The organism is Sphingomonas pokkalii (assembly GCF_003096275.1).
Taxonomy (GTDB): domain Bacteria; phylum Pseudomonadota; class Alphaproteobacteria; order Sphingomonadales; family Sphingomonadaceae; genus Sphingomonas; species Sphingomonas pokkalii.
In genome coordinates this window covers 1,776,248-1,788,142 of record NZ_QENQ01000001.1, presented here as the reverse complement: position 1 = coordinate 1,788,142, position 11,895 = coordinate 1,776,248, and the positions used below count along the sequence as shown (strand labels likewise).

General features: G+C 66.4%; 8 protein-coding genes. 1 reads left to right on the top strand and 7 read right to left on the bottom strand.

The window, feature by feature from the left end; genetic code table 11:
* Positions 1 to 28: 28 nt before the first annotated feature.
* The 7 genes from DD559_RS08070 to sbnA form a co-directional block, all read right to left on the bottom strand.
* Positions 29 to 1,219 (bottom strand): MFS transporter, encoded by a 1,191-nt coding sequence (locus tag DD559_RS08070; protein ID WP_116468728.1) that lies wholly within the window; start codon positions 1,217 to 1,219, stop codon positions 29 to 31.
* Positions 1,216 to 3,015 carry an IucA/IucC family protein gene (locus DD559_RS08065; RefSeq protein ID WP_116468727.1) on the bottom strand — a complete coding sequence of 600 codons (1,800 nt, stop codon included), beginning with the start codon at positions 3,013 to 3,015 and terminating at the stop codon, positions 1,216 to 1,218. The genes DD559_RS08070 and DD559_RS08065 overlap by 4 nt, the downstream gene beginning before the upstream one ends.
* 39 nt (positions 3,016 to 3,054) lie before the next feature.
* A complete protein-coding gene (locus tag DD559_RS08060) occupies positions 3,055 to 5,199 on the bottom strand; it encodes a TonB-dependent receptor (protein ID WP_240610167.1) in 2,145 nt (714 codons plus the stop codon).
* A 134-nt stretch (positions 5,200 to 5,333) separates the two neighbouring features.
* The gene (locus tag DD559_RS08055) at positions 5,334 to 6,524 is read right to left on the bottom strand and encodes a type III PLP-dependent enzyme (protein ID WP_206364476.1); all 1,191 of its coding nucleotides are present in this window, start codon (positions 6,522 to 6,524) and stop codon (positions 5,334 to 5,336) included.
* Positions 6,525 to 6,526: 2 nt separating this feature from the next.
* Complete coding sequence (locus DD559_RS08050; protein ID WP_116468725.1) at positions 6,527 to 8,194, bottom strand: IucA/IucC family protein; 1,668 nt, start codon at positions 8,192 to 8,194, stop codon at positions 6,527 to 6,529.
* Between the two features lie 36 nt (positions 8,195 to 8,230).
* Entirely contained in the window at positions 8,231 to 9,241 is a 1,011-nt protein-coding gene (sbnB, locus tag DD559_RS08045; protein ID WP_116468724.1) for a 2,3-diaminopropionate biosynthesis protein SbnB, read from the bottom strand.
* Positions 9,238 to 10,332 carry a 2,3-diaminopropionate biosynthesis protein SbnA gene (gene sbnA / locus DD559_RS08040; RefSeq protein WP_116468723.1) on the bottom strand — a complete coding sequence of 365 codons (1,095 nt, stop codon included), beginning with the start codon at positions 10,330 to 10,332 and terminating at the stop codon, positions 9,238 to 9,240. Before sbnA ends, sbnB begins: the two co-directional genes overlap by 4 nt.
* Positions 10,333 to 10,503: 171 nt before the next feature.
* On the opposite strand from sbnA, the gene DD559_RS08035 reads away from it, so the two are divergent.
* A complete protein-coding gene (locus DD559_RS08035; RefSeq protein WP_116468722.1) occupies positions 10,504 to 11,706 on the top strand; it encodes an ATP-grasp domain-containing protein in 1,203 nt (400 codons plus the stop codon).
* Positions 11,707 to 11,895 lie beyond the last annotated feature (189 nt).

Sequence of the window (11,895 nt, the reverse complement as noted above, 5' to 3'; positions counted from 1 at the left end):
TTGGGGCGCGTGGCAGGGCGGTCGCGGTTCATTCCGCGGCGGCCGAGCGGGGGAGCGTGGTTGTTCCGCGCAGGCGCAGCACCGTGACGGCGGTGAGCACGCCGCACAGTGCCGCCGCCAGAAACAGCGCGGTGATCCCGACGCCGGCAGCGATGACCCCGCCGCCGATGCTGGCGGCGATCGTCGCGAGCTTGGCCCCGCTGTCGAACCAGCCGAACATCCGGCCGGCGCTGGCGTCTTCGATCGTCCTGGCGATCATCGCGTTGAGCGCGACATAGCCGAGGGTCATGCCCATCCCCATCGCCAGCCGCGCGATCGTGAAGAGCGCCAGCGATACGGTACCTGCCTGCACCGCAAGCATCGCGGCCACGATCAGGCAGCCCGCGGCGAACCAGGGCGCGGGATCGCGGTCCCGCAAATGCCTGCCGAGGGGCAGGCAGGCGAACAGGTAGACGATATGCGGCACGCCGAAGAGCCAGCCGGCCGTGCCGGCGCCGACCCCGAAGGCCTTCATGCTGTAGGGCACGAGGAACGGGAAGGTGGAGATCATCGCAAGGGTGAAGCCGGTCTGCGCGGCCATGATCGCGCCGCGGGGCAGCGGCGGCGGGGCGGGGCGGCTTCCGGCGGCGCCAGCCGCGAGCGCGACGATATCGGATGTCGGAGCGCCCCTGGCCGGCAGCGGCAGCAGCATCGCCACGGCGGCCAACGGCAGCAGCGCGACGACGAAATAGACATTCTGCGGCACGAAATGCGCATCGATCAGCAACCCCACCGCCACCGGCGACAGGATGAGCGCAAGGCGCGCGCTCGCCTGGGTGAGGTTCAGTGCCTGCGACAATTCGCGGCGCGGCAAGGCTTCCGAAAGATAGGCGTTGCTGGCCGAGAAGGTGCCCCCCAGCAGCCCCTGCAGGCAGAGCGCGATCACGAACACCGGCAGCGACCCGGCAAGCCCCGCCAGGAGGAAGCTGATCGCCAGGCCGATCTGCGCGCGGAGCAACAGCGGCTTGCGCCCCCAGCGATCGGCCAGCCGGCCCCAGAACGGCGCCGCCAGCGCAAGGCACGCGGTGGGCACGATATAGAGCCAGCCGATCAGCCGATCCCCCGCGCCGGGCGCGATCCCGGCAAGGATCAGGCCCAGAAAGGGCGGCAGCCCCATGGGGCCGAACGCGCCGGCAAAATGGCAGACGAGCACGGTCGCCTTGATGCGCGTCGGGCTCACCGCCCCGACGCGCCGCGGAGAAAATTGGGGGCCGTATCGCCATAGGCCTTGTTGACGTCGGCCGCGCCGATCGCCTTGCGCGTTTCGAGCGTCGCGGCGCGCAGCAGATATTTGATCGGGAAGTTCCGCGCTTCCAGCAGCGCGCCCCGTAGCGCGGCGATGTCGATACCCTCGCTTGCCAGAGCGTCCAGCTGCCGCTCGATCGACGCCCGCAACAAGGGCCGGTATGCGCCGGGCAGGCCGGCATGGCGGCCGAGCCCTTCGAGCACCGCACCCAGGTTGAGCTGGACGGTAATGGTGATCAGCATCTGTGCGATGGCGGCAGGATCGGTCTGGGGGATGCGTGCATCCTGCAGCCGATCGATCCAGCCTTGCGCGCCGGGGAATGCCGCACGCAGCGCGGCGGCATCGATCCGCGGGGAATCATTGTCCTTCAGCAACAGGCGCAAGCCGCCTCCGCAGCGATCGAAGAGCAGGACGGCGTTCTGCTGGTTGGCTTCCAGCTCGATCCCGTAGCGTGCCGCCAGGCGGAGATGGACGCCCAGAAGCAGGTCGCAGAATTCGGCGAGGAACCGCAGGAGATCGCCGCCGAAATACCGGTCGGCCAGGTGCAGCGCGGCGGGGCGGCCATCCGCCATCGGCGCCAGCAGTGCGGCGACCGGTACCGGCTCGCAATCGTCCAGGCCATCGGGGTAGCGGCGGACGATATAGGCCAGGAAACGCGCCCCGCCATGATGTGCGCCCACGCTCTCGTCGGTCAGGAGAAGCCGCTCCCGGAGCGGGGCGTCTTCGGCGCGGATCGCTTCCAGCAACGCATGGACCACATGCCCGTCGTTGATCGTGCTCGGCTTGATCGCCCGCAGGTTGAGACGCCCGAGCGTGCTGATCGCAAGCGGCAGCTTGATGTGCAGCCCCGGTTCGGCGACGACCGCCAGCGCCCGGACGGACAGCGTGGGGACGACGTCGAGATAGTCCTGCGGCGCCAGATGCGCCCGATCCCGCAACCCCGCATCCGCCAGGATCTGGTCGAGCCTCCCGCCGCGCATGAACGGATGGACCGGCAACAGCGCATGGGTACGCGCCAACCCCGGATCGAGCCCTATATCGGCGAAGGACGGCCACAGGGCAGGGGGCTCGCCCTGGAGCGACAGGCCTTCCCGCGGCAGGGCCAGCCAGGCGAGCCGGAAGGCTCGCTGATATTCGGGACCATAGGCGATCAGATCATCGGCGGAGAAGCCGTGCTTCGCCCGGGCGGTCGGATAGAAGGGATGATCGAGCAGGGATGCCAGCCGGTCGTTGGCCAGCATCGCCCGATGCCATTCGGGATGGCCGCGCAGCTGTTCGGCAGCGCCCGGCGGGACGTGGCGTGCGGCTTCGCAGATCGCACCCTGTTCGATCGCTGCCTGGCATTCCTCCAGAAAGGTCGACAGATTTGCGCGGTCTTCGTCGTCCAGTCCGGCCTTCATGATCTCGAGAAGCTCGGTGACGCTGTCGATAAGGCGCGCGCCCTGCCGGCCGACATGAACAAAGGGGGGCGCACACACCCGCCATGCCTGCATGAACCCATCGGGTTCGACCGGCAGGAACAGCGTGCCACCCCCCGCATCCGCATAGGCGAGATAGTGGCCCGCCGATGCGATCAGCCGGTCGAAAGGCGCGCTCCCGGCCGGAAGGATCGTGCCGGACGCGATCCCGCGATAGTTTTCGCGCACCAGGCAATCGGCCACGCGCCGCAGGATGTACCGGCCGTGCGCACGAACCGAAGGCGTAGAATGTACGGCGGCAGCGATGTTCATGGGGTTCTCTCCTGAGGGTGGCGTGGCCGGTGGCGCCGGCTAGTCGATCGCGTATCGCAGCGTGACCATCGCAGACCGCGGCGCGCCGGGCATGTTGAGGTTCCCGACGGTGCCGTGCCCCGATACGATGTAGTCACGGTTGAAGATGTTGCGGACGTTGAGCTGGGCCTTGAGCTTGCCGAAGCGGGCCCATGCCATGGCGTCGGCGGTCAGATATTCGGGCAGGATGACGGTGTTGGCGAGGTTCGCCTGACGATCGCCGACATAGTTGACGCCGCCGCCAACGCCGTAGCGACCCGCGACATTCCGCATCAGCCACAGGCTCGCGCTGTTCACCGGCGTCAGCGTCGGCCGGTTGCCCTGCACGGGCACGCCGGAATCGAGCGCCGGCGATTTGGTGATGCGCGCATCGAGATAGGCGTAGCTGGCGATCGCCTGCCATCCCTTGGCCAGTTCGAGCTGGGCGGACAGCTCGATCCCGCGCGTCCGCTGGACCCCGACCGGCACGACCCGAAGCAGGACCGGATCGGTTGCCTTGATGTCCGAACGCTTGAGGTCGAAGGCCGAGATCGTCGTGGAGAGCTTGCCGTCGAACCAATCGAGCTTGGCGCCGATTTCGCGGTTGATCGTCTTTTCCGGCGCGATGTCCGCGTTGCTCGTCGAGAGCGCGAACGTCTCGCCGGAGGGCTGGTACGACTTGTTCCAGGAAACATAGTAGGACTGGCTCGGCGTCGGCTGCCAGACCAGGCCGATCCGCGGGCTCCAGAAATTGTCCGTCCGCGCCAGATCGGGCTGTCCCGAAATCCGCTGATCCACCTCCTGGCGGAAACGATCGTGGCGCAGCCCGGCGAGCAGCTTCCAATGCTCGCCCAGCGCGATCATGTCCTGCGCGTAGAAGCCGAGCGTTGTGTAGATCCCCGTCCGGTTCGTGCCGGGATTGGCGGCGACGGCCAGCGGCAGGACCGGCAGGACCGGATGGAACAGATCCACGGTGGCGATGTTCGCGCGATCGATGCGCAACTCGTCCTTGGATTGCCGGCCGGCTTCGAACCCGAACAGCAGCTTGTGCTCCAGCGGCCCGGTGGCGAAGGTGCCGGAGAGCTCCAGCTGGTTGAACCAGCCATGCTCCGCGCGATCGGTGCTCTGGCGGTTCAGCGTCACCGTCCGGGCGGCTTCATTGACCTGGTTCGGGATCGTGTTCTGTCGATCGAGCGTGTAGTCATAATAGCGGAATGCGTTGTGCAGCCGCAGCGTATCGCTGAACGCATGGTCGAGTGTGGCGGTCGTCGACCATACTTCCGATTGGCTGAAATCCACGTCCTTGGCGTTGGCGGCACCATAATAAGTGGAGGGCGGCACCTGGACCGGGCGGCCCCGGAACGCGGGAATGCCGTTGTCCGTCACCCGCCGATCGCGGAGATAGTCCGCCTGAAGAAGGATGCGGGTGCGGTCGCTCGGCGCAAAGACGATGGAAGGCGCGATGGCTTCGCGCTTGAGGAACCCCTGGTCGCGATAGCTGTCCGACCGTTCGATCGCACCCGTCAGGCGAACGGCGACCTGCTTGCCGTCGAAGACGTGGCCCAGATCGATCTCGCCGCGCTTGTCCTGCCAACTACCGTAGCTGAGGACGACCTCGCCGCCTTCGGTGCCCGGTTTCTTGGAAACGCGGTTGATGAGGCCCCCGGACGAACCACGCCCGTACAGAACGGATGCCGGCCCCTTCAGGACTTCGATCCGCTCGATGTTCGACAGGTCCCGGAAATACAGGGCGTCGTCCCGCACGCCATCGATGAACAGGTCGCCATAGGCGATGTTGCCGCGGATCACGAACTGGTCCCGCTGGCCGTCGCCGGTCGCCATGCCGATGCCGGCGACGTTCTTCACGGCGTCCTGCAGCGATAGCGCGCGCTGGTCGCGTATCACCTGATCGGGGATCACGTCGATCGTCTGCGGGATATCGCGCAACGGTGCGTCGAGCTTCAGCGCTGCGGTATCGCGGATGCGATAGGTGGGGTTCGTGCCGGTCACCACGATGTCATCGCGTCCCGGAGCGGCACCGGCGGTCTGGTCATTCTCTTCCGCCGCCCGCACCGTCGGCGACGCCAGAAGTGCGGCTGCCAGGGCCAGTTTGGAGAGCGTAGCGTGCATCCGAACGATGCGGGAATTCCAGGTAATCGCAACCATGTGCAGCCCCTTATTATATGCTAATGCGAGTCGATCGCACTCTGCGGCTGTTAGGGGTGCGTTATGATCCAAGTCAAGGGCGCCGGGCGCCCACGCGATGGCGCCTGCCGACGATGCCGGACCCGGTACCGCGATCATGCCGCCGCCTCGCCAAGATAGATGCGCTCGGGATGGGGGTGGCTGAGGAAATCGTGATGGGAAATCTCCCACCCATAGGCGCCGGCCATCAGGAAGCAGATGAGATCGCCGATCCGCGCGCGGGCGACGGGCACATTGCGGGCCAGCACATCCTTGGGCGTGCAGAGTTCGCCGGTCAGCGTCAGCATGGTGTTGGCCAGTTCGGGCCGCGGCCAGGGATGCGGCCAGGCATCGCGCGGCAGGACCAGGAAGGGGTGATCATGCACCCAGGAACTCGGCAGCCGGAAATGATGGCTGCCGCCGCGGAGCAGCGCGAACGCACGTCCGTGCACGGTCTTGATGTCGAGGATCTCGCAGACATAGACCGCGTGATAGGCGGCGAGGATCCGGCCGCATTCGAACTGCAATGCCGGCGCGCCGGCCGATGCGCTAGCCAGCGCGCGCGCGAAGCCTGCCACATCGAACCGCCAGTTCGGGTCGGCATAATCGACGCCCCAGCCGCCGCCGAGATTGACGATCCGCAGGTCCAGTCCATGCTCGGTCGCCCATGCCCGTGCGAGGTTCAGTTCCATCGTGCAGAGCGCGGCATGGCCGGCGGCATCGCGGTTGTTCGACACGGTGTGGAAATGAAACCCGTCGAACCGAAGGGCCGTGCATTCCTTCAACATCCGCAGCGCATCGGGGATGTCGGATTGCGCGATGCCGAACTGGGTCGCCACGCCGCCCATGGTCAGCGTGGCGCCGGGCACGGGGCCGGCAAGGTTCACGCGCAGCAGGATGGGCAAGGTCGTGCCGGCCTCCGCCGCGACCGCGTTTGCGATGCGCAGCATCTGCACGCTTTCGACGTGAAGCCGCTCCACGCGCTGCGCGAGGAGCAGCGCGATATCGGCGTGCGTGCGCACGGGCCCGCCCATGATGATCCGCACATCGGGGCCGGCTGCCGCACGCACCTTCAGGATTTCGCCGGCCGAGGCGACTTCGAACCCTGCGACATGGGGGGCAAGCGCGCGCAATGTCTCGGCGGCATTGTTGGCCTTGACCGCATAGAAGAGTTCCGCACCCGGCGGCAGCGCGCCGATCATCGACCGGGCCTGACGGCACAGGGCGTCCAGATCGTGCAGAAAGGCGCAGACCGGGCGATCGCCGTCGACGAGCGCGGCAACCTGGGCCGCGGTTGGTTTCAGCAAGGTCATCGCGCGGCCGCCGCGCGCAGCGGATTGGCGATCGCCACATAGTGCGGACGTTCGCCGCGCCCGGCGAAGCAGCTCGTGAAATTTGCTTTGGCGGGCAGGGTCTCCAGGGCGAGAAGCCATGCGACGAGGCGTGTGGTTTCGCGGTCTTCGTCCGCCTCCGCCAGCGCTTCGGCGACGCTGTGCCAGAGGCCGGGTTCCGGCACGTCGGCCAGTCGCGCGATCGTCGCGACGACGTGGTTCAGCTGGTTGCTGACCAGATAATAAGCGAGGCGATGCCGTGCTTCGTCGGCCGGCAAGAAAACCGAGGGATCGAGATCGAGCGGCGGCGCGATATGTTCGAAGCGGTCGCGGGCGATGCTCACGCCTTCCAGGTCGCGAACGATCAGCCGGGCGGGGCGGCCTGCTTCCAGCGCCAGCAGGCTGTTCTGGCTGTGCGCTTCAAGGCTGATCCCGGTGCGGGCGAACAGTCGCAGCGGCGGAAGGACGGCGATGCGGACATAGCTGCGCAGCCAGGCGTGCGCGTCGGCGGCGTCGGACAGGCGACAGCCCAGCGCGGCCAGCAGCGGCGTGCCGTCATGGGGGGAGGGTTCCAGCAGGCCTGCCAGGACGAAGGCTTCCCGTGCCGGCCCGTGGCGAAGGACGACACCGGTGACGGCTTCGAGGTCCGGGCGATCCACCCAGACGGCGCCGGGCTCGTCGAGAATGTCGAGGCCACAGGCGGAAACTTCCGCCGATATCGCCGCCAGCGCGCGGGCCGCGGCCATGCTCCGGCCGATCTGGTCGCGCGGGTTGGTGCGCAGGAAGTTGGTGATCCGCGCCGCGATCGGCAGCTTGAGGAAGAGGTTACCGCCGGGCGCGAAGACGGTGCGAACCGACGATGTCGGCTGCACCGTCGCCCCGGTCGGGAGGGTAAGGATGGCGCGTCCCTGCGTGACCAGCGCGGCGAAGGACGGATCGGCTTCGAGACGTGCGGCCTGCCAGGGGTGGCTCGGAAGCAGCAGCCGGTCGCCGATCGCGCGTTGCGGCAGTCCGGACAGGTCGGCCAGGATGCGGGTCATGCGGTCCATGGCCTGTGGGTCGCGCCAGCGGGCGGCACCGATGGCGCGATCGGCGAGGATCCATCGCAGCTGGAAGCCATGCCCGCGTTCCGGGGCATAGCGGTCGATGTCTTCCGGCGAGAAGCCGTCGATGCCTTTGGCGAAGGGGTGGAAAGGGTGCCCGTGCCAAAGGCTTTGCTCCAATCCGATCGGGGAGGGGGCTGCCGGGCGCGCCGCGCAGGCCCGTCCATGCCCTTCCGCACCCGCGATCGCCGCAAGGAGGCGCTGCGTTGCCGCTTGCGATGCGGAACCGCCCTCCTGCGAGAGCGCGTCGGCCATCCGGCGCGCGATCAGGAGCGGATCGTCGGTGGTCGTCGCGCGCCCGTCGGCTGCCTCGATCCGCGCCGGCAGCTGCCAGCGATGGAATCCCCCCGGCGATGCCCGCCGGCACACGGCACGCAGCTGATGGGTGCCGAGATCCCAGACGTACGGCGCACCCTCGACCGGCATCGGGCCAGCGATGCGCTCTCGCAGCCATGTGTTGAACAGCCGCTCGATGGCAATAGCCGCGCGGACGGCGGCAGCACGGTCGGCGGCGGCTTGGGGTACGGGCAGGGCGCTCGGCATCGGGCGGGTCCTTCAAGGGCGTGGGAAAGGGGCCGGCTAGAAGAGCGGCAGCACCGTACCGACGTTCCTCTCTTCGGCCCGGCGGAGGATCGCCTGCGCACAGACGATGTCGTCGATCGCCATGCCCATCGGATTGAGCAGGATGATCTCGTCCTCCGTCTCGCGGCCGGGCCGCGACCCGACGATGATCTCGCCAAGCTCGGCATGGAGCTGCTCGCGTGAGAACTCGCCCGCTTCGACCATCAAGTTGATGATCTTCTTCTCCCGGTTAGACTGCCCCCAATCATCAACAACAACCTTGTCGACCTTGAGGAACACGTCCCGCTCCACGTCCATGATCGACACATTGGCCAGGAACGTGCCCTTGCTCAGCCAGTCGAAAGCGAGGTAGGGCCTGTCCGTCACCGTGCAGGTGATCACGACCGGGCAGTCACGAACCGCCGCCTCGGCGCTGGGCGCGATGGTGACTGCGAACGCATCGAAGCGCCGCCGCAGCCGGGCGGCAAGGACGTGAGCCGCCGCCTCGTCTAGATCGAACAGCCGCAACGCTTTCACCTCCGGAAACTGTTCGAGCAGCATCTGCGCCTGCCGTTCTCCGATCGGGCCACAGCCGATAATGGCCGCGTCCTCAAAGCCCCGGCGCGCCAGTTGGCGCGCTGCCACACCGGTGACGGCCGCGGTTCGCATCGCACTCAGCAGGGCGCCTTCCAGGATCGCCATCGGATAGTTGGTCTCGGGATCGTTTAGCACAATGACTGCGCTCGCTCGCTCGATTCCCCGCTTGGCCGGATTGTCATGCTTCGATCCGATCCATTTCAGTCCTGCGACGGGCTGATCGCCGCCAATCCATGCCGGCATCGCGATGATGCGATCCGCGATATGTCGGGTTCTGGGGCTGCGCAGATAAGGCTTGAGCGGCTGCACGAAATCGCCGCTGGCATGGCTGCGGAAACCGGCCTCGATCGCGTGCATGTACAGATCCGAATGATCGCCCCCGAGCGCCGCGATGTCGGCGCGGGACAGGTATCGCAGCGTAGCGACGGTCATCGTGCCAGGCCCTCCGGCTGAGCGGCATTCGGCAGAATATGGGCGGGCGGCATCCACGAGGACGTTGCCGCTGGCACCGGCCGCCGCCCGTCGTCCACCCGGGTGGGTCGTTCGCCCAGCCGGCGGTAAGACGCCTCGAAGGCCTTGGTCACCCGTCGTTCCTGGGCCGGCCAATCGGGATCATAGACGGTGTCGAGATAGCGTTCGCCGCGATCGGGCAGCAGGGTTACGATGCGCGATCCCTTGTCCAGTCTAGGTATCAACTTGGCGATCGCGGCCATCACTGTTCCTGAAGAGCCCCCTGCCAAGATGCCCTCGCACTTCGCCAGGCGCCGGCAGGCAATCGCGGACTCCCAGTCTGTCGCGTAGACCACCGCATCCACCTCCGGCAGGGCAAGTTGTTCCGGGACGCGGCTCGCGCCGATGCCTGGGATTTGCCGGTTGCCGCCCTGGCCGCCAAATATCACCGATCCTTCGAGGTCTACTGCAATGACTTCGATCTTCGGCCAGCGCGCGCGCAGGCGGCGTGCCAGCCCCATCAACGTTCCGCAGGTGGAAACGGCCGCCACCACGTGCGTGGGTTCTACCGGCATTTCGCGGACAATCTCCTCGCCGATGCCGTGGTAATGCGCGCGCCAGTTGTCCGGATTGGCATATTGGTTGAGCCACACCGCGCCAGGGATGGACTCGAGCAGTTCGTCCACACGCCGGATACGCGTTTGCAGATAGCCGCCACCTTCATCCTTTTCGGTGACGAGATCGATATGTCCCCCGAACGCTTCGATAAGACACCGATTAGCGGGAGCGAGGTTGGGATCGACGACGGCTGTGAAGGGGATGTCCTGGCGTTGGGCAATCATCGCCAAGGCGATGGCGAGATTGCCCGAAGAGCTTTCGACAAGGTGGCTGTCCGCCGTGATGCGCCCGGCAGCAAGTGCCTGAGACACCATGTGGTGCGCAGTACGATCCTTCACGCTGCCGCCGACATTCAGCATTTCGAGCTTGGCGAAGACCGGAACCACCTCCGGCGGAAACATGCGGTCGAGGGAGACGAGGGGCGTGTTGCCGACGGACAGTTCCTTGAATTGCATGGCAGCTCCTTCCGTTCGGATGGGCGGGGGCAACTTCTGCGCCGCCGATGCCTATGACATAAATTGATTCGCTATTGCGAGTCAATTGCACTTATAGCGCATTGAGCGTATGCACCGAAAGGCCGCCGATCGGAGCGACCGTGACATCCTGCTTTCCGAAAGGACATCCCCATGCCGGCACTCATCCTGCTTACACATGTGCTGACCGACGCCGTAAACGAGGGGTTTCTGCCGGCGGCAAGGCGCCTGGGCCTGAATGTGACGTTGTTGACCGATCAGGCGGAAGCCCACCGGCGCTACTTCGCCGCCAAAGACCGGGCCGCTTATCCCGACCATATCCTTCAGTGTGACGTCTTCGATCCCTTCGCGGTCATCGATGCCATCACCCGGACGGATCCCAAACCGGCAGCCATCTTTTCCAACAGCGATCATCTGCAAACCAGTACGGCGTTGGCGGCAGCGTACTTTGGATTGCCCGGCAAGGACTGGAAAACGACCTATCGGGCCAAGAACAAGGCTGCGATGCGCGCCCAATTCCGCGAACTCGGCATCGATACGCTGTGGTATGCCGTGGTGACCCGGGAAGATCAGCTTTCCGAACTTTCCGACGTGCCGTTTCCGTGCGTTGCAAAGCCGCGCGAAGGCGTTGCCAGCCAACTTGTGCGGTTCTGCGCCGACGCGGAAGAACTGCGCGGCCATTGCCGGACGATATGGAGCGCCGATCCAGGCCGCGCCGTTCTCATCGAAGACTATATCGCGGGCAAACTCTACACGTTGGAGACGCTTGGGGACGGTCAGAACCTCCACGTGCTGGGCGGCTTCCACGTGACCTTGAGTCCGCCGCCGGACTTTATCGAGATCGAAGGACATTGGGGCGACTGGCTGACCGGCGCCCAGCGGGACGAGGTCGTGCGCCAGATCCGGGCGGTCGGCGTGTGCTTCGGTTCCTGCCACACGGAGTTCGTGCTTACGCCGCAGGGGCCCCGGATCATCGAGATCAACTACCGGACCGTCGGCGACCATATGGAGTTCATGCTCGAGCACACGCTGGATATTGCGTTATTCGACAAGATCCTGTGCATCCATCTCGGCGAACCGGTGGAGGGGCTTCATCTGGCGGACAGAGTGGCTGGCATCCGATATTTCCCGACCGAGAGGGCAGGAACCCTATGCGCGGCCCCGGAGGATTCTCTGCGGATCGAAGGCGATCTGCGCGTCCAGTTTCGCCGCTTGCGACACCCCGGAGATCACATCCGCGTGACGCGATCCAATAAGGATTATCTGGGAATACTCAGCGTCAGCGCGGCGAGCCAAGGTACCGTCGACGCCGCGATCGCAAGCGAGAGCGCCCGCTTCTCGTGGGCGTTCGAATGAAGACGAAGGCGGCCAGCTGATTTCGCCGTGCCTGGTTACGGGGAGGACCGCGAAGATCCACCCGATGTTGAATCCTGGGCCGTTCGACGGGCTCGGCGCGACGGTGTTCGACATGCCGGGCAGGCTCCATTCTATCGATCACGCCAAACGGGGGCGTATTGCCCGCCAACGGATGGTCCGCCCCACCCT

What these genes read in the sequence shown, in the direction of transcription:
- DD559_RS08065 (WP_116468727.1), bottom strand. Translation starts at nt 3,015, where the DNA reads ATGAACATCGCTGCCGCCGTACATTCTACGCCTTCGGTTCGTGCGCAC.
- DD559_RS08060 (WP_240610167.1), bottom strand. Translation starts at nt 5,199, where the DNA reads ATGGTTGCGATTACCTGGAATTCCCGCATCGTTCGGATGCACGCTACG.
- DD559_RS08050 (WP_116468725.1), bottom strand. Translation starts at nt 8,194, where the DNA reads ATGCCGAGCGCCCTGCCCGTACCCCAAGCCGCCGCCGACCGTGCTGCC.
- sbnB (WP_116468724.1), bottom strand. Translation starts at nt 9,241, where the DNA reads ATGACCGTCGCTACGCTGCGATACCTGTCCCGCGCCGACATCGCGGCG.
- sbnA (WP_116468723.1), bottom strand. Translation starts at nt 10,332, where the DNA reads ATGCAATTCAAGGAACTGTCCGTCGGCAACACGCCCCTCGTCTCCCTC.
- DD559_RS08035 (WP_116468722.1), top strand. Translation starts at nt 10,504, where the DNA reads ATGCCGGCACTCATCCTGCTTACACATGTGCTGACCGACGCCGTAAAC.